The 25,277-nt window shown below is 63.7% G+C and carries 29 protein-coding genes, 1 pseudogene and 1 riboswitch; of the genes and pseudogenes, 11 read left to right on the top strand and 19 right to left on the bottom strand.

Annotated elements, in window-relative coordinates:
* Positions 1–5: 5 nt before the first annotated feature.
* Entirely contained in the window at positions 6–467 is a 462-nt protein-coding gene (locus BLS26_RS25405) for a MaoC family dehydratase (protein WP_092515319.1), read from the bottom strand.
* Between the two features lie 203 nt (positions 468–670).
* Between BLS26_RS25405 and BLS26_RS25400 the strand changes: the two genes are divergently transcribed.
* The gene (locus BLS26_RS25400) at positions 671–964 is read left to right on the top strand and encodes a DUF4282 domain-containing protein (RefSeq protein WP_092515318.1); all 294 of its coding nucleotides are present in this window, start codon (positions 671–673) and stop codon (positions 962–964) included.
* Between the two features lie 111 nt (positions 965–1,075).
* On the opposite strand, the gene ychF is transcribed toward BLS26_RS25400, so the two are convergent.
* The 5 genes from ychF to BLS26_RS25375 all read right to left on the bottom strand — a co-directional run bounded on the left by ychF (position 1,076) and on the right by BLS26_RS25375 (position 4,686).
* Positions 1,076–2,173, bottom strand: coding sequence for a redox-regulated ATPase YchF (gene ychF / locus BLS26_RS25395; protein WP_092515317.1), 1,098 nt, complete (start codon positions 2,171–2,173; stop codon positions 1,076–1,078).
* Between the two features lie 39 nt (positions 2,174–2,212).
* Entirely contained in the window at positions 2,213–2,818 is a 606-nt protein-coding gene (pth, locus tag BLS26_RS25390; RefSeq protein ID WP_092515316.1) for an aminoacyl-tRNA hydrolase, read from the bottom strand.
* A gap of 20 nt (positions 2,819–2,838) precedes the next feature.
* Positions 2,839–3,600 (bottom strand): 50S ribosomal protein L25/general stress protein Ctc, encoded by a 762-nt coding sequence (locus tag BLS26_RS25385; RefSeq protein WP_092515315.1) that lies wholly within the window; start codon positions 3,598–3,600, stop codon positions 2,839–2,841.
* 211 nt (positions 3,601–3,811) lie between these two features.
* Complete coding sequence (locus BLS26_RS25380) at positions 3,812–4,417, bottom strand: YdeI family protein (protein WP_092515314.1); 606 nt, start codon at positions 4,415–4,417, stop codon at positions 3,812–3,814.
* A 17-nt stretch (positions 4,418–4,434) separates the two neighbouring features.
* Complete coding sequence (locus BLS26_RS25375; protein ID WP_092515313.1) at positions 4,435–4,686, bottom strand: accessory factor UbiK family protein; 252 nt, start codon at positions 4,684–4,686, stop codon at positions 4,435–4,437.
* Positions 4,687–4,911: 225 nt separating this feature from the next.
* Between BLS26_RS25375 and BLS26_RS25370 the strand changes: the two genes are divergently transcribed.
* The 6 genes from BLS26_RS25370 to BLS26_RS25345 all read left to right on the top strand — a co-directional run bounded on the left by BLS26_RS25370 (position 4,912) and on the right by BLS26_RS25345 (position 10,280).
* Positions 4,912–5,646, top strand: a complete 735-nt coding sequence (locus BLS26_RS25370; protein WP_092515312.1) for a dienelactone hydrolase family protein — start codon at positions 4,912–4,914, stop codon at positions 5,644–5,646.
* Between the two features lie 13 nt (positions 5,647–5,659).
* Positions 5,660–6,490: a prolipoprotein diacylglyceryl transferase gene (gene lgt / locus BLS26_RS25365; RefSeq protein WP_092515311.1), complete on the top strand. Its 831-nt coding sequence runs from the start codon at positions 5,660–5,662 to the stop codon at positions 6,488–6,490.
* Between the two features lie 20 nt (positions 6,491–6,510).
* Positions 6,511–7,635 carry a class I SAM-dependent methyltransferase gene (locus tag BLS26_RS25360; protein ID WP_092515310.1) on the top strand — a complete coding sequence of 375 codons (1,125 nt, stop codon included), beginning with the start codon at positions 6,511–6,513 and terminating at the stop codon, positions 7,633–7,635.
* Positions 7,632–8,399 carry a peptidoglycan editing factor PgeF gene (pgeF, locus tag BLS26_RS25355; RefSeq protein ID WP_092515309.1) on the top strand — a complete coding sequence of 256 codons (768 nt, stop codon included), beginning with the start codon at positions 7,632–7,634 and terminating at the stop codon, positions 8,397–8,399. Before BLS26_RS25360 ends, pgeF begins: the two co-directional genes overlap by 4 nt.
* A 128-nt stretch (positions 8,400–8,527) precedes the next feature.
* Positions 8,528–9,154 carry a hypothetical protein gene (locus tag BLS26_RS25350; protein WP_092515308.1) on the top strand — a complete coding sequence of 209 codons (627 nt, stop codon included), beginning with the start codon at positions 8,528–8,530 and terminating at the stop codon, positions 9,152–9,154.
* Positions 9,155–9,326: 172 nt separating this feature from the next.
* Complete coding sequence (locus tag BLS26_RS25345; RefSeq protein WP_172804689.1) at positions 9,327–10,280, top strand: ribose-phosphate pyrophosphokinase; 954 nt, start codon at positions 9,327–9,329, stop codon at positions 10,278–10,280.
* 1,189 nt (positions 10,281–11,469) lie between these two features.
* Here BLS26_RS25345 and BLS26_RS25340 read toward each other — a convergent pair.
* Entirely contained in the window at positions 11,470–11,658 is a 189-nt protein-coding gene (locus tag BLS26_RS25340) for a hypothetical protein (RefSeq protein ID WP_157676587.1), read from the bottom strand.
* A gap of 48 nt (positions 11,659–11,706) precedes the next feature.
* Positions 11,707–11,862, bottom strand: a complete 156-nt coding sequence (locus BLS26_RS36365) for a hypothetical protein (RefSeq protein WP_172804688.1) — start codon at positions 11,860–11,862, stop codon at positions 11,707–11,709.
* A 374-nt stretch (positions 11,863–12,236) separates the two neighbouring features.
* Here BLS26_RS36365 and BLS26_RS25330 point away from each other — a divergent pair, with 374 nt between their 5' ends.
* Both BLS26_RS25330 and BLS26_RS25325 read left to right on the top strand, forming a co-directional pair.
* A complete protein-coding gene (locus BLS26_RS25330) occupies positions 12,237–12,728 on the top strand; it encodes a ferritin-like domain-containing protein (protein WP_092515305.1) in 492 nt (163 codons plus the stop codon).
* A 3-nt stretch (positions 12,729–12,731) separates the two neighbouring features.
* Positions 12,732–12,878, top strand: a pseudogene (locus BLS26_RS25325) (DUF4142 domain-containing protein); the annotation flags it as partial.
* Between the two features lie 50 nt (positions 12,879–12,928).
* On the opposite strand, the gene BLS26_RS25320 reads toward BLS26_RS25325, so the two are convergent.
* Positions 12,929–13,477, bottom strand: coding sequence for a phosphatase PAP2 family protein (locus BLS26_RS25320; RefSeq protein WP_092515303.1), 549 nt, complete (start codon positions 13,475–13,477; stop codon positions 12,929–12,931).
* 94 nt (positions 13,478–13,571) lie between these two features.
* On the opposite strand from BLS26_RS25320, the gene BLS26_RS25315 reads away from it, so the two are divergent.
* Both BLS26_RS25315 and BLS26_RS25310 read left to right on the top strand, forming a co-directional pair.
* Positions 13,572–13,889, top strand: coding sequence for a DUF3147 family protein (locus BLS26_RS25315; protein WP_244542033.1), 318 nt, complete (start codon positions 13,572–13,574; stop codon positions 13,887–13,889).
* A 4-nt stretch (positions 13,890–13,893) separates the two neighbouring features.
* On the top strand, positions 13,894–14,310 hold the full coding sequence (locus BLS26_RS25310) for a DUF3147 family protein (protein ID WP_092515301.1): 417 nt from the start codon (positions 13,894–13,896) through the stop codon (positions 14,308–14,310).
* A 32-nt stretch (positions 14,311–14,342) separates the two neighbouring features.
* Here BLS26_RS25310 and BLS26_RS25305 read toward each other — a convergent pair whose 3' ends face one another.
* From BLS26_RS25305 to BLS26_RS25260, 10 genes are all read right to left on the bottom strand, one after another.
* Positions 14,343–15,152, bottom strand: a complete 810-nt coding sequence (locus BLS26_RS25305; protein ID WP_092515300.1) for an SDR family NAD(P)-dependent oxidoreductase — start codon at positions 15,150–15,152, stop codon at positions 14,343–14,345.
* A 66-nt stretch (positions 15,153–15,218) separates the two neighbouring features.
* Complete coding sequence (locus BLS26_RS25300; RefSeq protein WP_092515299.1) at positions 15,219–15,677, bottom strand: carbon monoxide dehydrogenase subunit G; 459 nt, start codon at positions 15,675–15,677, stop codon at positions 15,219–15,221.
* Positions 15,678–15,686: 9 nt separating this feature from the next.
* Positions 15,687–16,523 (bottom strand): XdhC family protein, encoded by an 837-nt coding sequence (locus tag BLS26_RS25295; RefSeq protein ID WP_092515298.1) that lies wholly within the window; start codon positions 16,521–16,523, stop codon positions 15,687–15,689.
* Positions 16,524–16,740: 217 nt separating this feature from the next.
* Entirely contained in the window at positions 16,741–17,955 is a 1,215-nt protein-coding gene (locus BLS26_RS25290) for a VWA domain-containing protein (protein WP_092515297.1), read from the bottom strand.
* Entirely contained in the window at positions 17,952–18,824 is an 873-nt protein-coding gene (locus BLS26_RS25285) for a MoxR family ATPase (protein WP_092515296.1), read from the bottom strand. Before BLS26_RS25285 ends, BLS26_RS25290 begins: the two co-directional genes overlap by 4 nt.
* 126 nt (positions 18,825–18,950) lie before the next feature.
* Positions 18,951–21,371 (bottom strand): aerobic carbon-monoxide dehydrogenase large subunit, encoded by a 2,421-nt coding sequence (locus BLS26_RS25280; RefSeq protein WP_092515295.1) that lies wholly within the window; start codon positions 21,369–21,371, stop codon positions 18,951–18,953.
* The gene (locus tag BLS26_RS25275; protein ID WP_092515294.1) at positions 21,368–21,868 is read right to left on the bottom strand and encodes a (2Fe-2S)-binding protein; all 501 of its coding nucleotides are present in this window, start codon (positions 21,866–21,868) and stop codon (positions 21,368–21,370) included. The genes BLS26_RS25280 and BLS26_RS25275 overlap by 4 nt, the downstream gene beginning before the upstream one ends.
* Before the next feature lie 10 nt (positions 21,869–21,878).
* Positions 21,879–22,742 carry a xanthine dehydrogenase family protein subunit M gene (locus BLS26_RS25270; protein WP_092515293.1) on the bottom strand — a complete coding sequence of 288 codons (864 nt, stop codon included), beginning with the start codon at positions 22,740–22,742 and terminating at the stop codon, positions 21,879–21,881.
* A gap of 287 nt (positions 22,743–23,029) precedes the next feature.
* Positions 23,030–24,235 (bottom strand): MHYT domain-containing protein, encoded by a 1,206-nt coding sequence (locus tag BLS26_RS25265; RefSeq protein WP_092515292.1) that lies wholly within the window; start codon positions 24,233–24,235, stop codon positions 23,030–23,032.
* Positions 24,236–24,413: 178 nt separating this feature from the next.
* The gene (locus BLS26_RS25260) at positions 24,414–24,995 is read right to left on the bottom strand and encodes a 6,7-dimethyl-8-ribityllumazine synthase (RefSeq protein ID WP_092515291.1); all 582 of its coding nucleotides are present in this window, start codon (positions 24,993–24,995) and stop codon (positions 24,414–24,416) included.
* Positions 24,996–25,072: 77 nt separating this feature from the next.
* A riboswitch (FMN riboswitch) is annotated at positions 25,073–25,240 on the bottom strand.
* Positions 25,241–25,277: the final 37 nt, after the last annotated feature.

The following is a 25,277-nucleotide window of genomic DNA, read 5'->3' as shown; positions in this document are numbered from 1 at the left end:
CGGGCCTACTCCGCCGCCGCGTCGGTGCGACGGCGCACCATGATCGGCGACACCATCTCGCACAGCGTCACCCCGGCCGCGTTGCGGACCACACTCTTGAACGTCACGATGCCGGTATCCGGCCGGCTGCGCGAAATCCTGGCTTCCTCGACCTCGACGTCGGCCGTCAGGTCGTCGCCGGGCCGCAGCGGCGCCAGCCAGCGCATCTCGTTGACGCCGGGCGAGCCCATCGATGCGGTGCGGCCGATGAAGCCGTCGAACATCATCCGCATCAAGAGCGAGCAAAGGTGCCAGCCCGAGCCGGACAGGCCCTTCAGCATCGAGGCCTTCGCTGCCTCTTCGTCCAGATGCATCGGCTGCGGGTCGTATTCGGCGGCGAAAGCCAAAATCTCCTCGCGCGTGACATGGCGCGGGCCATAGGTGCCGAAATGGCCGGGCTTGAAATCTTCGAAGGTGAGCGTTGTCATGACTGGAGGTTTTGGGCCGCGAATTCGGATTGAGGATTTATGGCGGAGAAGCCCGATTGTGGCCGTTATTTGCAGCAATCTCAACCCGTCCACTTGCATGGCTCGTTCGCTGGCTTGCTCAAGGCCCTGTTCGGGGCTAGGCCCTGTGCTGCAACGAACCAGGCTGGACACGAATCATTTTTGCATCGCCGGGAGAACCACCGATGTTCGATTTTCAGGATCTGTTTCAGTGGGACCGCTTCATCACGCCCACGATCATCAAGACGTTCTACTGGCTGGTGATCGGCTTGATCATCCTGTTCGGCATCTCCGGGATCTTTTCAGGCCTGGCCGCGATGGCGATCAGTCCGTTCGGCGGATTCATCCTGCTGTTGTCCTCGATCGCCGGCGTCGTCGTCGGCATCGTGTTCTCGCGCATCGTCGCGGAATTCATCCTGATCGTGTTCCGCATCAACGAGCATCTCGGCGCGATCCGGGATCAGGGGCAGATGCGGTAAGCCCAAGTTCGTCATGGCCGGGCTTGACCCGGCCATCCACGTCTTCCTTGCCGCAAGACGTGGATGCCCGGCACAAGGCCGGGCATGACGGACAGAGTGAACGAAATTACCCTAGGTATTAAATCTAAAATGCATCACGTCGCCGTCGGCGACGACGTATTCCTTGCCTTCCAGCCGCAACTTGCCGCCGTCGCGGGCGCCGGCTTCGCCGCCGAGCGCGATATAGTCGGCATAGGCGATGGTTTCGGCGCGGATAAAGCCCTTTTCGAAATCGGTATGGATCACACCGGCCGCCGCCGGGCCCTTGGTGCCGCGGTGGATGGTCCAGGCGCGCGCTTCTTTCGGGCCAACAGTGAAATAGGTGATGAGGTCGAGCAACTGGTAGCCGGCGCGGATCAAGCGGTCGAGGCCGGCTTCTTCGAGGCCGAGCGTCTCGAGGAAATCAGCGCGTTCCTCGCGTGACAGGGTCGCGATTTCGGATTCGATCTTGGCCGAGATCACCACCGCCACCGCCCCCTCTTTTTTGGCGTGTTCGAATACCTGCTTCGAAAAATTGTTGCCGTCCTTGGCCGAACCTTCCTCGACGTTGCAGACGTAGAGCACCGGCTTGGACGTCAGCAGGCCGAGCATGCCGAAGGCGCGCTCTTCTTCCGGCTTGCGTTCGAGAAACCGCGCCGGCTTGCCTTCGCGCAGCAGCACCAGCGCGCGGTTGACGAGATCGAGCTGTTCCTTGGCGTCCTTGTCGTTGCCCTTGGCCTTCTTGGCGAGGTTGTCGACCCGCTTCTCGAGGCTGTCGAGATCGGCCAGCATCAGCTCGGTTTCGATGGTCTCGATATCGGCCAAGGGCGCAATCTTGCCTTCGACATGGGTGATGTCGGAATCCTCGAAGCAACGCACCACATGCGCGACCGCATCGACCTCGCGGATGGTGGCGAGGAACTGGTTGCCGAGGCCTTCGCCCTTGGAGGCGCCGCGCACCAGGCCTGCGATATCGACGAAGGTCAGCCGCGTCGGGATGATCTGGGCCGACTTGGCGATATCAGATAGCTTGTCGAGCCTGACATCCGGCACCGCGACTTCGCCGACATTCGGCTCGATGGTGCAGAACGGATAATTCGCCGCCTGCGCGGCAGCCGTCTCGGTCAGCGCGTTGAACAGCGTCGACTTGCCGACATTGGGCAGTCCGACGATACCGCATTTGAATCCCATAATGTGTCCTGAAGTCGGTTGCGGGCGATCGGCGGCGCGTTACGCGGCGCCGTCATCGCCCTTCTCGAAAAATCCTCTGGCCTGCAGCGCCAGATGCACCTTGTTCTGAAACGTCGAGTCGCGGCCGGTGGTCAGCAACGCGGCAGCATCGGCGACCGCCTCGCACAGCGCCTCGACCCAGGGCCGATCGCTCTTGGCGAAATCCGACAGCACGTGGCTGTGCACCAGTTCCTTGACGCCGGGATGACCGATCCCGAGCCGCACCCGGCGATACTCGTTGCCGATATGTGAGGAGATCGAGCGCAGCCCGTTGTGGCCGGCAATGCCGCCGCCGATCTTGACGCGCACTTTCGCCGGCGGCAGTTCGAGTTCGTCCTGAAACACGGTGATGTCGCCCGCGGAGAGCTTGAAGAAGTTCGCGGCTTCCTGAACCGCGTTGCCGGATTCATTCATGAAGGTGGTCGGCTTGAGCAGCACGACCTTCTCGCCGTCGAGCGTGCCGTCGGACGTCTCGCCGTGAAAACGGCGGCGCCATGGTCCGAAACCATGACGCCGCGCAATTTCATCGACGGCCATGAACCCGATGTTGTGGCGGTTGTTTGCGTACTTGCCGCCGGGATTACCGAGACCAACAAACAGGCGCATGACGCGGCATCCCGCGTCGCTTACTTCTTCTTGTCGCCGCCAGGCGCCTTGGCAGCAGCCGCGGGCGCCTTCGCACCAGCCGCAGGGGCCTTCGCACCCGCTGCCGGAGCAGCACCCGCTGCGGGCGCAGCCGCAGCACCGGCCGCCGGAGCAGCACCAGCCGCCGGAGCAGCACCACCTGCCGCGGCAGCCGCAGCCGCCTTGATTTCTTCGGCGTAACCGGACGGCGGCACGATGGTCACCAGCGTCGCGTCTTCACGCGACAGCGACTTGACGCCGGTCGGCAGCTTGATGTCGGACAAATGCAGCGAGTGGCTGATTTCCAGCGTGCTGGCATCGGCCTCGATGTACTGCGGAATGTTGTCGACCGAGCATTCCACGTCGATGGTGTGGGTGACGACGTTGACGGTGCCGCCGCGCTTGACGCCCGGCGAAGCTTCGCCGTTCACGACGTGCAGGGGAATGCTGACGCGGATGGTCGCGCCTTCACCGAGCCGCATGAAATCGACATGGATCGGGAAATCGCGCACCGGATCGAGATGGAAGTCGCGCGGAATCACGCGATGCTTCTTGCCCTCGAGATCGATGTCGTAAATCGTGGTGAGGAACCGGCCGGCCAGAATGCGCTGGCGCAATTCGGCATCGTCGACCGAGATCGGCGTGGGGGGCTGGTTGTTACCATAGATCACTCCGGGCACTCTCCCGGCGCGACGCTCTGCCCGGGCGGCCCCCTTGCCGCTCTTCGGACGCGCGGTCGCCTTCAATTCCTTGACGGTCGCCATTGTCGTAAGTCCTTGTTTTCTAAAAAGTTAAAGGCCGCATCGCGGCCCATGGGCGTCCTACAGCAAGCCTCCAGGGGTGCGGGGGCTGCGGACGTGGCGGGCTTTTAGCCTCAAAGGGGCAAAATGACAAGGAAATGAAGGGATTTTTCTGCCTCCCTTCCCCCTGAATCCGGGGTGCCAAACGGGACCTCGAGCCGCCGAATCCGGTCGGCTAGGCCGGTTTTCGGGCCTTCAATGGATGGATCGTCTTACCCTCGGCCAGCATCGCGACGAACTTTTCGATCCGTGCCGTCCGGGTCTCCGGCTTTTTGGCGCTGTGGACCCGGTAAAGGATCGCGTAACGGTTGGCGCCGTCGAGCGTTTCGAAGAAGCTTTTTGCTCCCTTGTCCTTCGAAAGCGCGGCGCGGAGATCGTCGGGCACCTCGGCCGTGCTCTGCGGCGCATAGGCGGCGTCCCAGCGGCCGTCCTTTTTCGCGCGGTCAATCTCTCGCAATCCCGCAGGGCGCATTCGCTTCAGTTTGACGAGTTCAAGTGCCCGCGCGCGGTTCTTTTCGGACCACTTGCTGGCGGATTGACGGGGCGTGAAGCGGATCAGCCAGAACTCGCCGTCGAAGGCGTCAAGTTGGCCATCGATCCAGCCATGGCACAGCGCCGTATCGACCGCTTCCTGTCTCGAAACGCTGGCAATTCCAGACGATTTCTTGGCCAGCTTGAGCCACGACCCCTTGGAATCCGCAGGCTGCGACGCCAGCCATACTTCCCAGGCCTGTTGCGATTTGAACGCAATGACCGGCAGATCGCGCTTGGCTTTTGCCATCTGGGGGCCCGCAGCCGTCACCCGCCGAGCTTGGCTTCCAGGGCCGCGATACGGGCCTTCAGCGCCTCGTTTTCCTCACGCGCCAGGCGCGCCATGTCCTTGACCACGTCGAACTCCTCGCGCTTGACGAGGTCGAGGTCACGCAGGATGCGCTCGGCCTGGTTGCGGACCACGGCATCGACCTCGCGCTTGACGCCCTGGGCAGCGCCGGCAGCGTCGTTCATCAAGCGGCCAATCTCATCGAAAAACCGATTGCTGGTCTGGGTCATCTGGAACGCTCCGGTCGCTGCACGTTTTCGCTGGGCAATACTTCAGCCAAGATACTTTCTGACAAGACAATGGTGATGCCAAGGCAAAGGTCAAGGTGGCGGCAAAGGTCAAGGTTGCGGTTCAAGGCCGATGTGATGGCCGTTTGCCTTGTCATGCTGCGGTTTCCTTGCAATCGTATTTAGCGCCCAATCAGAAACCAGAATCATAACAGGCAAGAAACGCCCATGATCGACCAGCAAATCGACATTGCGACCAAGGATGGCAAGACCACCACGTTCATCACCCACCCCGAACGCGGCGGGCCGTTTCCGGTCGTCATTTTCTACATGGACGCACCGGCGATCCGCGAGGAGCTGCGCGACATGGCGCGGCGTCTCGGCACGGCGGGCTATTACGTGATGCTGCCAAACATGTACTACCGCGCCGGCGTCATGGAGCTCGGGCCGATCAACCCCGATCCGGAATCGCCCGAGCGCAAGAAGATGTTCGAACTGATGCACTCGCTCACCATTCCGCTCGTCATGGACGACACCAAGGCCCTGCTCGCTTTTGCCGAAACCCAGCAGGCCGCGAACACCAGGATTATCGGCACCGTCGGCTACTGCATGAGCGGGCGTTATGCGGTCAACGCAGCGACCCACTTCCCCGACCGCGTCAAGGCGGCGGCGTCGATCTACGGCGTGCAACTGGCGACCGACCAGCCCGACAGTCCGCATCTTGCCGCCGGCAAGACCAAGGCCGAGCTCTATTTCGGCTGCGCCGAAACCGACGTCTATGCGCCGCCGGAGATCATCGCGAAGGTGCAGGAAGGCATGAAGGGCACCAAGAACGAGGTCGAGCTCTATCCCGGCACCCATCACGGATTCGCGTTCCCGAAGCGCCCGATCTACGACCGCGACGCCGCCGAGCGGCATTGGGAGCGGCTGCTGGCGCTCTATCGCCGCAACCTCCACGCCTAGACGTCGACGCACGATGCCGTTCCTCACCATCGCCTTTCCCGTCTTCAATCCGATCGCGCTGCAGATCGGGCCGATCGCAATCCGCTGGTACGCGCTGGCCTATATCTGCGGCATCGTGCTCGGCTGGATCTACGCGCGCTCACTGGTGAAGAAGGAGAGGCTGTGGGGCGGGCCGGCGCCGATCACGCTGCTGCAGCTCGACGATTTCATCCTGTGGGTGACGATCGGCATCATCGTCGGCGGCCGCACCGGTTACGTGCTGTTCTACAATCCGGCTTTCTTCGTGCAGCACCCGGCCGAGATTTTGCAATTGTGGAACGGCGGCATGTCATTCCATGGCGGCTTCCTCGGCTGCGTTGCCGCGGTGATGCTGTTTGCGCGCAACAACGGAATCTCGATCCTGTCGCTCGGCGACATCACCACCGCGGTCGGCCCGATCGGGCTGTTCCTCGGACGGCTCGCCAACTTCATCAACAGCGAGCTGTGGGGCCGGCCGGCGGACGACAGCGTACCCTGGGCAATGGTATTCCCGAACGGCGGCCCGCTGCCGCGCCACCCCAGCCAGCTCTATGAAGCGGGGCTCGAAGGCATCCTGCTGTTCACGATTCTGGCGGTCATGATTCGGATGGGCGCCCTCAAACGGCCCGGCCTGATCCTCGGCAGCTTCATCGCGATCTACGCTTTTGCCCGCATTACGGGCGAATTCTTCCGCGAGCCCGACCCCCAGCTCGGATTTTTGTGGGGCGGCCTGACTATGGGTATGCTGTTGTCGGTGCCAATGATCATTGCCGGAGCCATCCTGATTGTGATGGCATGGCGCCGAAAGACGCCGGAACATATTTAGAATTCAATTTAAGGCAGGCCGTGACAGAATTTTCGCCGCTGCAGTCGGACATCAAGCAGTTGATCAAATCGTCGGGACCGATGCCGGTCTGGCGATACATGGAACTGTGCCTGCTGCATCCCGAGCACGGCTATTACGTGTCGCGCGATCCGCTCGGCCGCGAGGGCGATTTCACCACCGCGCCCGAGGTGAGCCAGATGTTCGGCGAACTGCTCGGGCTGTGGGCGGCGTCGGTCTGGAAGGCGATCGGTTCGCCGCCGATGCTGCGGCTGATCGAGCTCGGCCCCGGCCGCGGCACCATGATGGCGGATGCGTTGCGCGCGCTTCGGGTGCTGCCGCCGCTGTACCAGGCGCTCAGCGTTCATCTGGTCGAGATCAATCCGGTGCTGCGCGAAAAGCAGCGGGCGACATTGTCGGGCGTTCGCAATATCTCCTGGCATGACAGCATCGACGAGGTGCCCGAGGGCCCGGCGGTGATCCTCGCCAACGAATATTTCGACGTGCTGCCGATCCATCAGGCGATCAGGCGTGAGACCGGCTGGCACGAACGCGTGGTCAACCTCGACGCCAACGGCAGGCTGGTATTCGGCGCCAGCGCCGAGCCGATCCCGCGCTTCGAGGTGTTGCTGCCGCCGCTGGTGCGCGCCGCACCGGTCGGCGCCGTGTTCGAATGGCGGCCCGATTCCGAGATCATGAAGATCGCGACACGGGTTCGCGACCAGGACGGCGCGGCGCTGATCATCGATTACGGCCATATGCGTAGCGACGCCGGCGACACCTTCCAGGCCATCGCCCGTCACAGTTTTGCCGATCCGCTGAAGAATCCCGGACAGGCCGACGTCACCGCCCATGTCGATTTCCAGGCGCTGACGCGGGCGGCGGAAGACCTCGGCGCGAAGGTCCACGGCCCGGCGACGCAGGGCGATTTCCTCAAGCGGCTCGGCATCGAGACCCGCGCCGTCACCCTGATGGGCAAGACCACGCCGGAGGTGTCCGCCGACATTTCCAGCGCGCTGAAGCGGCTCACCGACAGTGGCCGCGGCGGCATGGGCTCGATGTTCAAGGTGATGGCCGTCACCGAGCCACATCTGACCTCGGTCGCAGGCCTCAGCGACGACGGGGCGCCCGGGGCCGACACGCCATGACCTTCGGCTCGTCCTTGCTCGCGGCCATTCCCGGCCTGCGCCACGCCTTCTTCAGCCGCGAGGGTGGGGTCTCCGGCGGAGTCTACCATGGTCTCAACGGCGGCCTCGGTTCGAACGACGATCCGGCCCATGTCATCGAAAATCGCCGCCGGATGGCCGAGCAGATGGGGGTCGCCCCGGAACACTTTCTCAGCGTGCACCAGGTCCATTCGCCGGACGCCGTGGTCGCGACCGGCCCGTGGCCAGGCGAGACGCGGCCGCGCGCCGACGCCATCGTCACCCGCACCGAAGGAATCGCGATCGGCGTCACCACGGCCGATTGCGGACCGATATTGTTTGCCGACCCTGCGGCGCGGGTGATCGGCGCCGCCCATGCCGGCTGGAAGGGCGCGCTGACCGGTGTGCTGGAATCCACCATCGACGCGATGGAAAAACTCGGCGCCGACCGCAGCGCGACGGTCGCGGCGATCGGGCCGCTGATCCGCCAGCACTCCTATGAAGTCGGCAGCGAATTCGTCGAACGCTTCCTGGATGCCGACGCCGAACACGGCGCGTTCTTCATTCCTTCCGAACGATCCGGCCATTCGATGTTCGATCTCGCCGGCTTCATCCGGATGCGGCTGGAAAACGCCGGCGTGCTGATGATCGACGACATCGGCGTCGACACCTATTCCGACGAGCGCTTCTACAGCTACCGCCGCTCGGTCCACCGCAAGGAGCCGGACTATGGCCGGCTGGTCCATGCGATCGTGCTGGAACCGTGATCGGCCAGATCTTGTTTGCGGAAGTGCTTCAACTTTCACGAAAATTTTCAAATCCCAATATCGGCCGCACTTCGTTGCGGTTTCGTTGCCCTAGACCTTAATGGATTTTAACGATATCGCAGGGGACGATGAGGGACGTCATCACAGCCCTGTGCCTGCGAATTCCGCGCGCGATGATCGCCGCGGTGCTGCTGGTCGTGTCCTCCGCGCTCGGCGGCTGCGCCGGCGGGGGTGCCGCCAGCGGCTCGTTCGCAATGGCGCCCGGTCCCGGCAGCGGCCCCACCGTGGCCTTCGAATCGATCGACGGCCCGCCGCCGCAAGTGTTCGACCGCATGGTCGGCGTTCTCGACTCCGAGTCGAAGCTTCGCAACCTCTCGATCGTCTCGCGCGAGGGCGGCGCGTCCTACCGCGTGCGCAGCTATCTCTCGGCGCAGGTGGTTCGCGGCAAGGCCGTGATCGCCTGGGTCTGGGACGTCTATGACAACAACCAGCAGCGCGCGTTGCGGCTCTCCGGCGAGGAGCCGGCCGGCAAGGCCGGACGCGACGCCTGGGCGGCGGCCGACGACCTGCTGTTGCGGAAAATCGCGCAAGCCGGCCTGAGCGGGCTGAGCAACATGATCAGCGGCACGCCTGACGCGACGCCGGCGCCCGCCCCTGCCCCGGGCCGCCGCGGGCCGGCGGTCGCGAGCACGGAGCCGGCGGCACCCGCGGAGGGTGCATTTGGCGTCGCGGCGCTGAGCTATACCGGCCAGTAATAATACCCCCGAATTGTCCCGTAACGGCCTATTTTTGCCCGGGAAAACCGGGGCAATGGGTTGCCAGCCGAGCCGCCTGCCTGATATCTCCTCGCTCGTCGAAACGCGCCGGTTCCGAGGAATTCTCGATATGCTGAACGTCGTATCCAGCAAGGCGCGAGGAGAAGCGTCAATGTCGGCCAAGAACGGCTCGATCAAGCTGGTCGCCGGCAACTCCAATCCGGCGCTCGCCCAGGAAATCGCCAACGGGCTCGGCCTGTCCCTGACCAAGGCGGTCGTCCGCCGGTTTGCGGACATGGAAATTTTCGTCGAGATCCAGGAAAACGTCCGCGGCTCCGACGTCTTCATCATCCAGTCGACGTCGTTCCCGGCCAACGACCACCTGATGGAACTCCTGATCATCACCGACGCGCTGCGCCGGGCTTCCGCGCGCCGCATCACCGCTGTCATCCCCTACTTCGGCTACGCCAGGCAGGACCGCAAGGTCGGCTCGCGCGCGCCGATTTCGGCCAAGCTGGTCGCCAACCTGATCACGCATGCCGGCGTCGACCGCGTCATGACGCTCGACCTGCATGCCAACCAAATCCAGGGCTTTTTCGATATTCCGGTCGACAATCTTTTCGCCTCGCCGGTCATGGTGCGCGATATCAAGGAACGCTTCGACCTCGCCAATGTCATGGTGGTATCGCCTGACGTCGGCGGCGTGGTCCGCGCACGCGGCCTCGCCAAGCGCATCAACACCCCGCTCGCCATCATCGACAAGCGCCGCGAACGCGCCGGCGAATCCGAAGTGATGAACGTGATCGGCGAGGTCGCGGGCTATACCTGCATCCTGGTCGACGACATCGTCGATTCCGGCGGCACGCTGGTGAACGCGGCCGACGCGCTGATCAACAACGGCGCCAAGGAAGTCTACGCCTACATCTCGCACGGCGTGCTGTCCGGCGGCGCTGCGGCCCGCATCGCCTCTTCCAAGATGAAAGAGCTCGTCATCACCGACTCGATCTTGCCGACGGAAGCGGTCAACAAGGCCGCCAACATCCGCACGCTGCCGATCGCGCCCCTGATCGGCGAAGCCATCAGCCGCACCGCGTCGGAAGAGTCGGTGTCGAGCCTGTTCGACTGAGGTTCTGGTTGTCATCCCCCGCGGAGGCGGGGGATCCAGTACGCCGCGGCTTATCGATTCCATCATCAAATTCTCTGGAATACTGGATCACCCGCCTTCGCGGGTGATGACTGCTGTGGGAATGCTCGGCCTCTCCCCGTCATTGCGAGCCAACGGGTCGCGCGAATGCGCGCCCGATGACAGGCTCCGCGAAGCAATCCAGCCTTACTTTGTGCCGCAAGCTGGATTGCCGCGTCGCTTCGCTCCCTTGCACAAACGCTTTGCGTTTGTTGCAGGCAATGACGTTGATAGGTCTGAATACGACTTCGCGATCTCGCGGCATGTTCTGCCCGAAGTTTTGCTCGTAACCTCGCCCTCTCCAATAAGAGGGCGCAGGGAAGACCGGGTGCGCGCCGCACCCGCGGTCTTGCGTGCGATAGTTGCAACAGAATGGTGCACGCAAGCATACAGGTTTGGCGGAGGCATCCGGCCTTCCCTGCGCAATGGCTTTACGGCTTATACGAGATCGTCCTGGTGACCCTGCTTTTCGTGACACCATCGCCCTCGGGCAGCGTTGGCCGCCCTCGAACTTGACGCCTGCATCGGGGCGTCGAACCCAAACGACTTCGCCGTACGCAAAAGCCGCGCTCGTCAGTCGCAGCCCCGCGTCCACCGCATCCCACCGCACGTCGTGACGATCGCGATCGCCCCTCTTGTTGCCGCGAGACGGGCGAAGTTAAACGACTGATTTGCCCGACGGCGCCACAACTTTATTTTTATGCGAAGGGCTGGACTGACTTTTTCTGATTTGCCCGTCGGGTTACTTTGTCGCAGGCATTGCCGCCATTTTGTCATTGCGAGGCGACCCGACTCGTGCACCGAGGGCGCCGCGCTTTTGCCGGCGCTTTACGGAATCGCCTCGACGACCAACGGCGCTTTGGACTTCACCCGCCCGGTTCAATTGCCGCGCGCCGTTCTAACTGGTGGCGAGGATCTGACCGACGCCACCCGTCCTTCCCGCAAATGAACTCAAGTACGAGGCCGCGCTCGCCGAGACCGTATAACCACGAATTGACATCTTAACTTTCGATTAACCATCCGGCCGCAGTATCAGTGCGGAATTGCGACAGAACCGGACGCCGGGCCGGCAGTCGCAAGGAAAAGCCGACGGCGTCACGCCCGTCGGCTTTTTCTCGGATACCGCGTCTGGCTAGCGCCGCACCGCCATCGCGCCAAGAATGAAGGCTACCGCAAGGGCCTGAAGCGGCGCCTCCCGCGTTCTCGCACGCAGCGCGTCGAGCAGCTTGTCGAGGGGCCGCGCCCCCGGGATCAATTCGCCTTCCAATTCCCTGTAGTTTTGATCAGCGGCCTCCCGGATTTTCACTTCCTCGGTCGACAAGGGCTGCCCAACTCGAGCATCTGTCATTTCATTCTCCTCCAGCGTTGCTCAGTGCGTGTTGGTTTCCTGCCATTTGTCCGGGTCCGACTTCTTCGTGCCGGAGCGCTGTTCCTTTTCCGGATTACCCTTCCAAGGCTCGTTTGTCTGTGAGTGAGAGCCACCGCTCTGCCGTCGGGAATCGTCTTTCGTCGCTTCCTTGCTCATGTTGCACCTCCAAGATGAGCAAAAGCGATCACGATCAAATGGTTCCTCGGCAGAAACGGGGGCAGAGAAAGATACGGCCCCAGCTTCGGGGGAGGAGCCAGGGCCGTCACGGGGTGCGGCAGGTCGGCTGCCGCAACGGTCAACCGCCACCGGTCATTGCAGGTTCCCGCGAATGTGAAAATTTTGGGCTCGAATCCTCGGACGAGGGCCACGACGGGCTGATGACCATGTACCGGCTTCGCTATACCGAGCAGATCGACCTCACTACGGCCGACACACTTCCCGAAATCTGGGAAGACCTCACCGCATAGGAACGAATGCATTCAATAACCGTTGATCGGCCGCAACATCAACTCCCGCGAAGGATTCCTGCGATGACCGAAGCCAACCTCAACGACCTGTTCCTCGATACCCTGAAAGACATCTACTACGCTGAAAAGCAGATCCTCAAGGCGCTGCCGAAAATGGCGAAGGCGGCTCAGTCCGACAAGCTGCGGTCCGCTTTCGAAAAGCACCACGACGAGACCGAAGGCCAGATCGAGCGGTTGGAACAGATCTTCGAGCTGTTGGGCAAGGCGGCGCGCGGCAAGAAATGCGATGCGATCGAAGGCATTCTCGATGAAGGTAAGGAAGTCATGGAAGAATATGCCGGCACCCCGGCACTGGACGCCGGCCTGCTGGCAGCCGCGCAAGCCGTCGAACATTACGAAATCTCGCGTTATGGCACGCTGAAGGCCTGGGCTGGAAAACTGAACATGCCGCAAGCAGCCAAGCTGCTCGACCAGACCTTGGCCGAGGAGAGGAAAACGGACGATACCCTGACGAAGATCGCGGAAACCGCGGTCAACTACGAAGCCGCCGCTTGAAGGAGCATCGAACATGATGCGGTGTCGCTGTTCGAACGCTACGCCAAGGGCGGCAACAACAACGCCCTGAAGGATTGGGCCGGCAAAACGCTGCCAGCGCTCCAGCATCATCTCGAAATGGCCGAGGCGCTCGACAAGAACCGCAAGTAACGAGAACCGAATGTAATAGAGCCGCTCCCGCTGACGCGCGGGAGCGGTTTCTACTTTTTGCCGAAGCCCGTGAACTTTCGCAGCGACCGTTCGAGCAGGACTCCGATCGCAAGACCGCATGCGACGTCGCTGGTCCAATGGGCGAGCATCACGATGCGTGTAAGCAGCAGTCCACCGCTCAGGCCCCACACGGCGAGATGCTGCCGGCGCGGCAATTCGCTGGCGGCCGACGCGATGGCGCCGACGTGAATGGCGTGACCTGAAGGAAAAGCGTCCAGCGGCTTGCCGGAGATTGGAATGCCGTGCAGATGGCCGAGCACGGTCAGCCGGTCGGGTCGCCGCTGATCGAAGATGCCCTTCAGGAGATGCGGCAACGCGGTCGCGGCCAGGGTGGTCAGCAGGACGTGATTGGCGGCCTCGCGTTGACGCGGCTGCATGCGCGCGTAAAGCCACCAGAGCCCGGCGGCGGCGCACAGGACGTGCTCGTCGGCTCCCCAGGTTAGCGCTTCTGATACTCGCTCGGTTTGCCGGTCGGTGTGACGCGCGACCGCATGCGCAATCTTTACGTCCGCCGAGGTTGGCCGGATGGTCACAGGCATAGATCAGGAACGCCGCATCCGAACGCCGGTTCCCGGCACCGGGCGGAGGAACCCAGGACCGAGAGTTCGTTTAACTGGACATCTATTGCGCTTCATGGCCGGCGGGCTGGCGGTTTCGATCTTTGCGCTGCTGGGCGATGTGTTGCGGCCCAAGAGCTTTGCCGGGCTGTTCGGCGCAGCGCCATCGGTCGCCCTGGCAACGCTCGCCCTCGCCTTTTCCGAGCATGGCTTCGGCTATGTGGCGACGGAAGCCCGATCCATGGCGATCGGCGCCATTGCGTTTGCGCTGTTCAGCGTGACGACGTGCCAGCTTCTGATGCGCCTGCAATCGCGTGCATGGGCGGCCAGCTCGACAGCCATTCTCGTCTGGCTTGGAGCCTCGTTCGGCCTCCTGCACCTGATCGCCGGGTAGGCCCATGATCGGTTTCAAATGGTCGGCGCTGAAGGAAAGCCGCTGGTACGAATTCGTCGCCCGCTTCGCGTTGGGCGGCTTGGCCACGTGTTTCGCGGGTGTTGTGGCGAACGCGTACGGTCCCGATGTCGGCGGACTGTTTCTGGCATTCCCGGCGGTGTTCTGCGCCGGCGCCACCATGATCGAAACCCATGAACGCCGGCGAAAGCGTGAGAAGGGCATGCAAGGCGAGCGCCGCGGCCGCGAGGCAGCCGCGCTGGACGCCGCCGGCGCCGCATGGGGAAGCGCTGGGCTGCTGGTTTTTGCCCTTGTCGTATCGATCCGCCCTATCGGCATGTCATTCGGGATCACGATCGCCACGGCCTCGGTGGGCTGGGCCGTCGTCGCGATCCTGATGTGGCGGCTCCGAAAGGCATTTTGAAACGCCGCCCACAAGCGGGCGCCGCCGGCGTCTCATTCGAATCCCGGTCGCGGCACCAGGTTCATCAGCATTCGCACAAAGCCGCCGTCGACGGTGATCTCGTCGCCGCTGACATAGGACGCGCGGTCGCTGGCGAGGAACAGGATGGCGTTAGCCATGTCCTGCGGCATGCCGATCCGCCGCATCGGCACCACAGCCTTGCGCCGCTCGGTAACCCCCGGCGTATCGTAGAACGACTGGCTCATCGGCGTGATGACGAGGCCGGGGCTGACGACGTTGCTGCGGATGCCGTGCGGGCCCCATTCGTTGGCCAGTTGCTGCGACAGCATGATCACGCCGGCCTTGCTGACGCTGTAGGCGCCGCTGTGGCCCTGCGCATTGCTGCCGGCGATCGACGACACATGAACCAGACTGCCACGGCCCTGCGCGCGCATCTGCCGGCCGAAAATCTGCGCGCAGAGGAAATAGCCGGTCAGGTTGACCGCAAGCACCGCGTTCCACTCAGCCAGAGACAGAGTATCGAGCCCGCCGGGACGCAGCACCGCGGCGGTGTTGACCAGCACGTGGCACGGCCCCAGCGCTTTCTCGATCTGCTCCGCCGCTGATATGACGCTGTCGGCGCTCGACGTGTCGCAGGGCGACACGACATGGTCGCGGCCCAGTTTGAGCAGTTCGGTGTGCGTGACCTCGAGGCCGCGTTCGTCGCGATCGATCGCGGCGACCCTGGCACCTGCCTGAGCAAAGCTCAGCGCTGTGGCGCGACCGATGCCGCCACCGCCGCCCGTCACCACGCAGACGCGGCCGGACAGGCCGAGCCAATCTGAAGAGTCTTGCCCGGCCATCACGTTTCTCCCTGTTTGTTTTGCGGCCAGCATAGCCGAAACCCAAACCGGGGCAATTGCGGCAGATCAGGCGGCCGGGACCGTGCCTCCGACCACCTCGCCGAACGAGGCAAAGAACTGCCCGGCGAGTTTCTTCGCGGTGGAATCGATCAGCCGCGAACCCAGTTGCGCGAGCTTGCCGCCGATCTGGGCGTCGACGTCGTAATGCAGCACGGTGGTGTCGGGACCGTCGGACTCCAGACGCACGGTGGCGCCGCCCTTGGCGAAGCCGGCGACGCCACCGGAACCCTCGCCCGAAATGCGATAGCTGTTGGGCGGATCGAGATCGGACAAGGTCACCTTGCCGCCGAAGGTCGCCTTCACCGGGCCAACCCTGAACACGACGGTCGCCGTCATCTCGGTTGGCGACGACATGTCGAGCGCCTCGCAGCCGGGAATGCACTGTTTGAGGATCGCGGGATCGTTGAGCGCGGCCCAGACCTTTTCCTTCGAGGCCGGGATGCGCTGGCTGTCACTCATCTGCATGATCTGTCTTCAACTCCCTTGAGAAACATTGGCGGCACGCTGGCCTCTGCGCCGTTCGACGGTGATTTCGGCCAGGATCGACATCGCGATCTCTTCCGGCGTGATGGCGCCGAGATCGAGCCCGGCCGGGGCCTTGACGCGGTCGAGCGCTTGCGGCGACACCCCGGCAGCGACCAGCTTTTCGCGCAGCGCCGTCATCTTGCGACGGCTGCCGACGAAGGCGTGATAGGCGGCGTCGGTCGCAACCGCCGCGCGCAACGCGGCTTCGTCGCCCTTGCCTTGCGTCGAGACCACGATGAAGCGCTTGGCGTGATGCAGTTCGCCGAGCGCAAAGCCGTCGATCAATGTATCGGCATCGGGCACCACAGACAGATCATTCGCGGGCGCCGCCAGCGTGACGTGATAGCCGAGTTGCCGCGCCTGCGCCGCCAGCGACATCGCCACGGGGCTGGCGCCAAACACCACCAGCGACGGATGCGGCAGCACCGGCTCGACAAAGATATCCATGGTTCCCTTGCTCGGACACATGTTGCTGGCAAAGCGGATGCCATCGCGGTTCTCGCCGGGCTTGACGCCGAGTTCGGCCAGCATATCGTCCGGCTGCACCGAAACCATGCGCGGCTCGCCGTCGGCCAGTGCCTCGCGCGCCGCCTTCAACACCGCGCCGCGCGCGCAGCCGCCGCCGATCCACCCCGCCACGATCGTCCCATCGGGCCGGATGATCGCCTTGGCGCCGGCCTTTGCCGCCGTCACCGACACCGTGCGGACAACCGTGGCCAGCACGAACGCCTGCTCGGCCGCTTTCATCTGCGCCACCAGGTCCATCACTTCGACATGCGCGGTCATGGGCTTGCTCCCTTCACCTCTCCCGCTTGCGGGGGTCGAGACGAGCGAAGCTCGCTCTTAGGTCGACGCGCGCGGCAGCGCAATTGCGCGCCCGAGCGCGGCGGGTGGGGGAAACTCTCTCCACACGAACAGTGGGACTCGCGGCGGCCCCCCCACCCCAACCCTCCCCCGCAAGCGGGAGAGGGGGTGCGCTGCCGTCGCTGTTGCAGGTTCGCCATCAGAGTTTCGCCAGATACGGTTCGAGCGCGGTCAGGCTCTTCAGCGTGTTGGCCGGCGCGTAGAGATCGACATGCGGCAGCGCCGCCTTGATGCCCGCGGCCTCCGGTGCGTAGCCCTCCCATGCCATCATCGGATTGAGCCAGACGATGCGACGGCAGCGGCGGCCGAGCGCCGCCATCTCGCGGCCGAGCAGCGCCGCATCGCCGGTCTCGTAACCGTCGGAAACGATCATCACCACGGTGCGCGAATGGATCACGCGCGCGGCGTGCCAGCGGTTGAAGGTCTGCAGGCTCTCGCCGATTTTGGTGCCGCCGCCGGCGCCCTGCGCCATGATCGACAGGCGATCCAGCGCGCGCGCGGCATCCTTTTCCTTCATGGCGTCGGAGACATGCGCGAGCCTTGTGTGGAACAGGAACGCCTCGGCCTCGCGAAACTCGTCCAGCACGCCGTGGATAAAACGCAGGAACACGCCGGTATACATGCTCATCGAACCTGACGCGTCGAGCAGCATGACGAGCCGCAGCGGCTTCTCCTTGCGCTGGCGTTTGACCAGCACGATCGGCACGCCGCCATGGCTGATATTGCTATGAATGGTCCGGCGCAGATCGAGCCGGGTGCCGCGCCGCCGCGCCAGATCGCGCCGCGTCAGCCGCGTGCGCATGGTTTGCGCGAGGCGAGCGGCGGCAGCATGCGCCTCTTCGATCTGCGCGGGGTCGGCCATCTTGCGGAAATCGATTTCGGCGAGCTGATCGGCCCACGAGGCGCCCTCCATGCGGCCTTCGCCGGATCGGTCAACATCGTCGGCGCCGTCAGCCGACGGAATCTGATCCATCGCGGTGTCGCCGCCGGCGCTCGGCTCCGGCCGGGTGTTCGGCAAACTCTTCAGCGACGGATTGTTGGCTGATTTCGCCGAGCCTGTGGTCGTCGAGCGGGAGCGAATCCGCTTGCCGAGCCAGAAGGCATCAAAGATGCCGTCGAACTTTTCCCAGTCGGATTTGCGTGCCGAGAACAGATGCTTGAATGCCGAGCGCAACAGGCCTGGCTTGGCGACGTACCCCGCGGTCATCAGCGAGGCCGCGTCCTGGCCTTCGGCCAGACCGACGGCAAAGCCGCTGTCGCGTAGCGTCTTCAGAAACGCCGCGAGTTTCGCCGAGACCAGGCGCGAGACCTCGTTGACTTCATGGATGTCGGGTGTGGTGCCGCAGCAGCTCATGCGACCTTCCCCAGCAACCGTTCGGTGACTTCACGGCCCATCCGCGCTCTGTCCTCGTGGGTCTTGAGCAGGCACATCAGCGTTTCATGCACGGTCTCGGGCGCATCGTGCAGGTCGCGGACGTCGAGCCCGACCAAAGCCGCCGCCCAGTCCAGCGTCTCGGCGACACCCGGCACCTTGCGCAGCTCTTCTTTCCTGATGCTTTCGACCATGCGCGCGATCTGCAGCGACAGCGACGCGCCGGCGCCTTCGATCCGCGTCATGATGATGCGCGCCTCGCGGTCGGTGTCGGGATAATCGACATAGTGATAGAGGCAGCGGCGGCGCAGCGCGTCGGAGAGTTCGCGGGTGCCGTTCGAGGTCAGCACCACATGCGGGATCGTGGTTGCCTTGATGGTGCCGAGTTCGGGGATCGAGACCTGGAAGTCGGACAGCAGTTCGAGCAGAAACGCCTCGAATTCGTCGTCGGCGCGGTCGATCTCGTCGATCAAGAGCACCGGCGGCTGGTCGCGGCGGATCGCGGCCAATAGCGGCCGCTCCAGCAGGTATTTTTCGGAGAAGATCTGGTCCTCGACCGCGTCGGGGTTGTCGCCGCGATGGGCCTGGATCGACAGCAGTTGGCGCTGGTAATTCCATTCGTACAGCGCCGCCGATTGATCCAGCCCCTCATAGCATTGCAGGCGGATCAGTTCGGTCGCGTGCACGGATGCCAGTGCCTTGGCGACTTCGGTCTTGCCGACACCCGCCTCGCCTTCCAGCAGCAGTGGACGCCGGAGCAGTTGCATCAGCGAGATCGCGGTCGCGAGCTCGCCGTCGGCGATATAGCCGGCAGTGGCGAGGGCTTGCGCGATTTCGTCGCGGGTTTTCATTTAATGCCTCTTACTTTCGTCATTGCGAGGAGCGTAGCGACGAAGCAATCCAGTTTCTCTTGCTTTGTAAGAAAGCTGGATTGCTTCGCTTCGCTCGCAATGACGGTTCAGGCACCTTCCTTCGCATCACGCAAACACTCCTAGATTCTTCGCCGCCTTCCAGTTGCGCCAGAAGTCATGCGGCATCTGGATATGGGTACTGCCCAGGAACGAAAACGCGTCATTGACCGCATTGGAGAACGCCGGCACGCCGCCGACATTCGGGCTTTCGCCGACGCCCTTGGCGCCGATCGGATGGTGCGGCGACGGGGTGACGGTGAAGTCGGTTTCCCAATGCGGGGTCTCGACCGCGGTCGGCATGAAGAAGTCCATGAACGATCCGGTCACGACGTTGCCTTCGTCGTCGTAGCGGATCTCCTGGCCCATCGCGATCGCGAAGGCTTCGGTCAGTCCGCCATGCACCTGGCCTTCGATGATCATCGGGTTGATCCGGGTGCCGCAATCGTCGAGCGCGTAAAAGCGCCTGACCTTGTAGACCCCGGTATCGACGTCGATGTTCATGACGCAGATATAGGCGCCAAAGGGATAGGTCATGTTGGGCGGATCGTAATAGCTCACCGCTTCAAGGCCGGGCTCCATGCCGGGGGGTACCGAGTTGTAGGCCGCCCAGCAGATGTCCTTCATCGACATCGACTTCTCCGGCAGGCCCTTGACGCGAAAACCGTCGATATCCCACTCAAGATCACCCTCGTGGACTTCGAGCTTGTAGGCCGCGATCATCTGCGCCTTGGCCTTGATTTTTCGCGCGGCCATGGCGATCGCAGCACCCGCCACCGGCGTCGAGCGCGATCCGTAGGTGCCGAGTCCGTAAGGCGCGGTGTCGGTATTGCCTTCCTCGACCATGATGTCGTCGGCGGGAATGCCGATTTCGGTGGCGATGATTTGCGCCCAGGTGGTCTCGTGACCCTGGCCCTGGCTCTTGGTGCCGACGCGGGCGATGCCCGCCCCGGTCGGGTGCATGCGGATCTCACAGGAGTCGAACATCGCAATGCCGAGGATGTCGCAATTCTTCGAGGGGCCGGCGCCGACGATCTCGGTGAAGAACGACACGCCGAGCCCCATGATCTCGCGGGTCTCGCCGCGCTTGAACGCCGCGCGCTGTTCCGCCTGCTCCTTGCGCAGGCCGGCATAGTCGACCGCCTGCATCATCTTGCGCATGGCGGTGTGGTAATCGCCGGAATCGTATTCCCACCCCAGGGCCGAGTGATACGGAAACTGCTCCGGCTTGATGAAATTCTTCAGCCGCAGCTCGGCCGGATCCATTCCCAGTTTCTGCGCCAGGATATCCATGCCGCGCTCGATGCAATACGCGGCCTCGGTGACGCGGAACGAACAGCGATAGGCGACGCCGCCCGGCGCCTTGTTGGTGTAGATGCCGTCGACCGACAGATGCGCGGTCGGGAAATCATACGAACCGGTGACGATGTTGAAGAAGCCGGCCGGCCATTTCGACGGATCGGCGCAGGCGTCGAACGCACCGTGATCGGCCAGCACATGGACGCGCAGGCCGGTGACCTTGCCTTCCCTGGTCGACGCGATTTCAGTCGTCATGTGGTAGTCGCGCGCGAACGAGGTCGCGGTCAGGTTCTCGATGCGGTCCTCGACCCATTTCACCGGCTTGCCGGTCACGATGGAAGCGACCGCCGCGCAGATATAGCCGGGATAGGCGCCGACCTTGTTGCCGAAACCGCCGCCGATATCGGGGGCGATGACGTGGATCTTGTGTTCGGGAATTTTTGCGATCAGCGCCACCACGGTGCGGATCACATGCGGCGCCTGAAACGTGCCCCAGATCGTCAGCTCACCCTTGATCTTGTCGAACGAGCAGACGCACTGGCAGGTCTCCAGCGGCGACGGATGGGTGCGATGATAGGAGATCATCTCCTTGATCGTCACCTCGGCCTTGCGGAACGCGGCATCGGTGAGATCCTTGTCGCCGACGGTCCATTCGAAGATGTGGTTGTGATGCTTGCGCGGCCCGTGCGCGCCGGTCATCTTGCCGGCGAGATCCTCGCGCAGCACCGGCGCATCCGCATCCATCGCCTTGAACGGATCGATCAGCGGGGTGAGCTGCTCATATTCGACCACCACCTTGTTGATGCCGTCGTCGGCGGCATAGCGATCGGTGGCGACCACGAAGGCGACTTCCTGATTCTGGAACAGCACCTTGCCGTCGGCCAGCACCATCTGGACGTCGCCGGCCAAGGTCGGCATCCAGGCGAGGTTGACGGTCTTCAGCGTCTCGGCGGTGATGACCGCGAGCACGCCCGGCACCTTCAGCGCCTCTTCCGAATTGATCGATTTGACGCGCGCATGGGCATGCGGCGAGCGGACGAAATCGCCGTGCAGCATGCCCGGCAGCTTGACGTCGTCGACGTAATTGCCCTTGCCCTGGGTGAAGCGGATGTCCTCGACCCGCTTGCGCTTGCAGCCCATGCCTTCGAGCTTGGCTTCGCGTTGTTCCCGCGTGGGAGTCATGTCGTTCATTCCGCAGCCTCCTGGAATTCAACGCCATTGATCTTGGCGGCGGCGTACTGGATCGCCTTGACGATGTTCTGGTAGCCGGTACAGCGGCAGATATTGCCCGATATGCCCATCCGGATTTCGGCTTCGGTCGGTGACGGATTTTCCTTCAGCAGCCGTTGCGCGCGCAAAATCATGCCGGGCGTGCAGAAGCCGCATTGCAGGCCGTGCATCATGCGGAAACCTTCCTGCAGCGCCGACAGCGACCCGTCGGCGTTGGCAACGCCTTCGATGGTCATGATGTCGGAGCCTTGCGCCTGTACTGCGAACATGGTGCAGGATTTCACCGACATGCCGTCGATATCGATCGTGCAGGCGCCGCAATGGGTGGTTTCGCAGCCGATATGGGTGCCGGTCAAAGCGAGATTTTCGCGGATGAAATGCACCAGCAGCGTGCGCGGTTCGACGAGGCCTTCGACCTCGGCGCCGTTCACCTTCATGGTGACGTGAGTCTTTGCCATCGTTCCCCCCTTACCTGGCGCCGGCAGCGGCGCGCGACAGCGCCCGCATCACCATGATGCCGCCGACATGTTTGCGGTATTCGACCGGGCCGCGCGCATCCGCGGCCGGCGACATGATCGCGACCGCCGCAGCCGCCGCCTTTTTCAAGGTGGCCGGATCGAGGCTGGTGCCGATCACAGCTTTCGCGGCATCGGCGGCCAGCAGCGGCGTCTCGGAGAGGTTGGTGAGGCCGATCGCGCAGGTGGCGACCTTGCCGCCCGCCATCGTGAGCACGACGGCTGCGGCCGCGGTGGCGTAATCGCCGACCTTGCGCTTGAGTTTCTCGTAGGCGTAGCCGTGACCGGCGGCGGGGACCGGAATGGAAATCGAGGTCAGGAGTTCGCCGGGCTCGAGCGACGTGAAATAGGCGCCCTGGTAGAATTCGCTGGCCGCGACATTGCGGGCGCCGGACGCGCCTTCGAGGCGGTAGCTCGCGCCGAGCGTCATCATCAGCGCCGGCATGTCGTTGCCGGGATCGCCATTGGCGACGTTGCCGCCGATGGTGCCGCGGTAGCGCACCTGCGGATCGGCGATCAGGACGGCGGTTTCGTGCAGGATCGGCAACGACTTTCCGATCTCGTCGGATGCCAGCAATTCGTGCTGGGTGGTCATGGCGCCGATCACGATGGTGTTGCCGCTGCGAGAGATGCCCTTGAGCCCGGCCACACCATGCAGGTCGACCAGATGCTCTGGTGTCGCGAGCCTGAGCTTCATCATCGGCACCAGGCTGTGGCCGCCGGCCAGCGGCCGGGCCTCGTCGCCCAGGGTCGAGAGCAGTTTGACCGCGTCGGCGACCGTCGCCGGGCGGTGATAATTGAATGGTCCTGGGATCATTCGTCTCCTCCATTCGTCCGTTGCTGGCCCTTACGGGGCGGATGGACGTTGGAGCGGAGGCTCACTCTCGGCGTTTTGAGCCGCAAGCCGAGGGGCACAAGTTCGGGGAATTCGCACGAGATGCGGAGTTTCGCGCACGAATTGCGTCAGACTAGGCGACCTAATGGGTTCGTCATCCTGAGGTGCGAGCGCAAGCGAGCCTCGATGGATGAAACAGTCGGGCTGTCGTCCTTCGAGACGCCGCTTCGCAGCTCCTCAGGATGACGGTCGTAGACTGGAAGCCGGTTTTACGCGTGCCGCCGGGCCAAACCCAGCCTTGCCTTGACCTCGGCGATCTTGGCGCGGCTGACCGGGACCCGGTGCGGCGACGGGCCGTCGAGTTCCACGATCGCGCCGTCGCCTTCCTTGCGCACCAGCGTGACATGCGGGATCGCGACGATGTGGCTGCGGTGCACCCGGACGAACAGGCCGGGGTCGAGTTGGGCTTCGGCCTCCGAGATCGACCACGGGCACATCCGCTCCCGGGTGCCGTCATGCACCTTGGTGTAATGAGCGTCGGCTCGCACGCTGCGGACATCGGCAGAGTCGATGAAATGGGTGCCGTCGGCGCCTTCGACCGGCAGCCGTGGCGCCGGCGCCGCGCGCGGCGGCTGGCCGATGCCGCCGAGCGGCGTCGGCCGCAGTCGCGGACTGGTGGGAACAGCATTGGCATCCGTCGGCGGGATTTCCGCGACAAGACCGACCGCCTGCGGCGTTGCGGCGGCCGTCATCGCAACCTTGTTGCGCGGATCCGGCACCAGCGACAGCAGAAAGCCGGCGGCAATGACGAAACAGAGCAGCGCCACCACCAGCGACAGCATCTGCGACGATGCCGCCAATCCCTCGATATGGTGGTGCATCCCTTCCGATGGCGGAACCAGATGCATGCCGTCCATTGCCGTGTAGTGCATGCCGGACACCGCGACGCCGAACGCAACCGCGCTCAGCGCCAGTTGCACACCACCCTGCCGCGCAAGGAACGCGCGCAGGCCGCCATAGGCGGCGGCAATCGCGATCACCACCGACAGCACCACCATGGCGGTGTCGTGCGTCATGGCGAAATCGCCGGATAATCCGTGCATGCCGACATAGTGCATGCTGGCGATCCCGACCCCGAGCAACACCGCCGAGGACACGACGCGGGAAACCGGGGGATCACCGACGCTGACAAAGAACAGGGAAATGCCGACGACGAGCGCGCAGATCAGGAACGAGACGATGGTCGGCAGCACCAGATAGACGGTGCCCGGCGGCAAGGGCGCTGCTAGCATGCCGACGAAGTGCATGGTCCAGATGCCGATGGCGAGAAAGAACGCGGCGCCGGCCAACAGCAGGCGATGACTGGCGTCCGGCGTCCCGCGGATGCGCGCGGTGAGGCCGAAGCCGGTGTAACCACCCAGAATCGCGATCGCCACCGAGAGCGCGACGAGATAGGGATCGTGTCCTTCGAACATGATCGTCTCGGCCGCCCGTCATCACGGGCCGGCCTCCTCCCGCGCCGACTTTACAGGTGCGGCATCGGAAATGACAATCAGTCGATTGCCGTCTCTTATTAATAGATCGTGTTTTCCCGGCACGAACGGACGCCTGCCCCGCTATCGCGGTGCGGGGCAGGCTCTCGTTTGAAAACGCTTACACTATCCCCGCCGCGACCTGGCCCTTCAGCCGCTCCAGGCTGTGCAGCGTGTTGGCGCAGGCTTCCGCGACTTCGATGCCCTTGATGACGAAATGTTTGCGGAAGAAGTCGTGATGCACTGCGCTCTCGTGGAACTGCTGCGGCGTCAGCACCGCCGAGAACACCGGCACTTCGGTCTTCAACTGCACATCCATCAGCGCCTTGATCACGGTGTCGGCGACGAATTCGTGGCGATAGATCCCGCCGTCGACCACCAGGCCGGCCGCGACGATCGCGGTGTAGCGCCGGGTCTTGGCGAGCAGTTGCGCATGCAGCGGGATTTCGAACGAGCCGGGCACCTCGAACAGATCGACCTGTGCGCGCGAGATATGGCGCGCCTCGATCTCCTCGAGGAAGGCGATGCGGCATTCCTCGACCACGTCGCGGTGCCAGGACGCCTGCACGAAGGCGACCCGCTGCGGCTTGACGAAACGCGGATGGCTGGGCGCCAGCGGACGCACCGGCGTATCCGGCGGGTGGCCGATTTCAGAAGTTTCGGTTTGGGATTTGACTTCAGGCTCTTGCAACATCTGATTCATGGCTTTCCTCTTTCAGGACCAGAATCAGGGCACACGGAACGACTTTGACCCACGCGCAAACGCGCGAAGGCCGCCGCAACCGTTCTCTTTCATCCGGACTATAACCGTCGGCTTCGGAGTCACACCGAATCTGCTGACCCTCCTTCGCGCCCCAAGAAAGTCTGGACGAGAAGAAGGCGCTCGCGGGCTTGGGCTACGTCACCCTTACCGCCGGTGGGGATTTTCACCCCGCCCTGAGAACATCGGCCGCCCGGAATGGACGACCTAAAGCCAAATATGACG

The sequence above is a fragment of the Afipia sp. GAS231 genome, assembly GCF_900103365.1.
In the GTDB taxonomy this organism is placed as follows: domain Bacteria; phylum Pseudomonadota; class Alphaproteobacteria; order Rhizobiales; family Xanthobacteraceae; genus Bradyrhizobium.
The sequence above is the reverse complement of the archived record's forward strand: the minus strand, read 5'-3'. Positions and strand labels throughout refer to the sequence as shown.

What these genes read in the sequence shown, in the direction of transcription:
- BLS26_RS25305 (WP_092515300.1), bottom strand. Translation starts at nt 15,152, where the DNA reads ATGGCCGGGCAAGACTCTTCAGATTGGCTCGGCCTGTCCGGCCGCGTC.
- lgt (WP_092515311.1), top strand. Translation starts at nt 5,660, where the DNA reads ATGCCGTTCCTCACCATCGCCTTTCCCGTCTTCAATCCGATCGCGCTG.
- BLS26_RS25375 (WP_092515313.1), bottom strand. Translation starts at nt 4,686, where the DNA reads ATGACCCAGACCAGCAATCGGTTTTTCGATGAGATTGGCCGCTTGATG.
- BLS26_RS25285 (WP_092515296.1), bottom strand. Translation starts at nt 18,824, where the DNA reads ATGAAAACCCGCGACGAAATCGCGCAAGCCCTCGCCACTGCCGGCTAT.
- BLS26_RS25370 (WP_092515312.1), top strand. Translation starts at nt 4,912, where the DNA reads ATGATCGACCAGCAAATCGACATTGCGACCAAGGATGGCAAGACCACC.
- BLS26_RS25345 (WP_172804689.1), top strand. Translation starts at nt 9,327, where the DNA reads ATGTCGGCCAAGAACGGCTCGATCAAGCTGGTCGCCGGCAACTCCAAT.
- pth (WP_092515316.1), bottom strand. Translation starts at nt 2,818, where the DNA reads ATGCGCCTGTTTGTTGGTCTCGGTAATCCCGGCGGCAAGTACGCAAAC.
- BLS26_RS25265 (WP_092515292.1), bottom strand. Translation starts at nt 24,235, where the DNA reads ATGTTCGAAGGACACGATCCCTATCTCGTCGCGCTCTCGGTGGCGATC.
- BLS26_RS25400 (WP_092515318.1), top strand. Translation starts at nt 671, where the DNA reads ATGTTCGATTTTCAGGATCTGTTTCAGTGGGACCGCTTCATCACGCCC.
- BLS26_RS25295 (WP_092515298.1), bottom strand. Translation starts at nt 16,523, where the DNA reads ATGACCGCGCATGTCGAAGTGATGGACCTGGTGGCGCAGATGAAAGCG.
- BLS26_RS25320 (WP_092515303.1), bottom strand. Translation starts at nt 13,477, where the DNA reads ATGCCTGTGACCATCCGGCCAACCTCGGCGGACGTAAAGATTGCGCAT.
- BLS26_RS36365 (WP_172804688.1), bottom strand. Translation starts at nt 11,862, where the DNA reads ATGAGCAAGGAAGCGACGAAAGACGATTCCCGACGGCAGAGCGGTGGC.
- BLS26_RS25350 (WP_092515308.1), top strand. Translation starts at nt 8,528, where the DNA reads ATGAGGGACGTCATCACAGCCCTGTGCCTGCGAATTCCGCGCGCGATG.
- BLS26_RS25260 (WP_092515291.1), bottom strand. Translation starts at nt 24,995, where the DNA reads ATGAATCAGATGTTGCAAGAGCCTGAAGTCAAATCCCAAACCGAAACT.
- BLS26_RS25330 (WP_092515305.1), top strand. Translation starts at nt 12,237, where the DNA reads ATGACCGAAGCCAACCTCAACGACCTGTTCCTCGATACCCTGAAAGAC.
- BLS26_RS25280 (WP_092515295.1), bottom strand. Translation starts at nt 21,371, where the DNA reads ATGAACGACATGACTCCCACGCGGGAACAACGCGAAGCCAAGCTCGAA.
- BLS26_RS25290 (WP_092515297.1), bottom strand. Translation starts at nt 17,955, where the DNA reads ATGAGCTGCTGCGGCACCACACCCGACATCCATGAAGTCAACGAGGTC.
- BLS26_RS25275 (WP_092515294.1), bottom strand. Translation starts at nt 21,868, where the DNA reads ATGGCAAAGACTCACGTCACCATGAAGGTGAACGGCGCCGAGGTCGAA.
- BLS26_RS25405 (WP_092515319.1), bottom strand. Translation starts at nt 467, where the DNA reads ATGACAACGCTCACCTTCGAAGATTTCAAGCCCGGCCATTTCGGCACC.
- BLS26_RS25385 (WP_092515315.1), bottom strand. Translation starts at nt 3,600, where the DNA reads ATGGCGACCGTCAAGGAATTGAAGGCGACCGCGCGTCCGAAGAGCGGC.
- pgeF (WP_092515309.1), top strand. Translation starts at nt 7,632, where the DNA reads ATGACCTTCGGCTCGTCCTTGCTCGCGGCCATTCCCGGCCTGCGCCAC.
- BLS26_RS25380 (WP_092515314.1), bottom strand. Translation starts at nt 4,417, where the DNA reads ATGGCAAAAGCCAAGCGCGATCTGCCGGTCATTGCGTTCAAATCGCAA.
- ychF (WP_092515317.1), bottom strand. Translation starts at nt 2,173, where the DNA reads ATGGGATTCAAATGCGGTATCGTCGGACTGCCCAATGTCGGCAAGTCG.
- BLS26_RS25300 (WP_092515299.1), bottom strand. Translation starts at nt 15,677, where the DNA reads ATGCAGATGAGTGACAGCCAGCGCATCCCGGCCTCGAAGGAAAAGGTC.
- BLS26_RS25310 (WP_092515301.1), top strand. Translation starts at nt 13,894, where the DNA reads ATGATCGGTTTCAAATGGTCGGCGCTGAAGGAAAGCCGCTGGTACGAA.
- BLS26_RS25315 (WP_244542033.1), top strand. Translation starts at nt 13,572, where the DNA reads ATGGCCGGCGGGCTGGCGGTTTCGATCTTTGCGCTGCTGGGCGATGTG.
- BLS26_RS25270 (WP_092515293.1), bottom strand. Translation starts at nt 22,742, where the DNA reads ATGATCCCAGGACCATTCAATTATCACCGCCCGGCGACGGTCGCCGAC.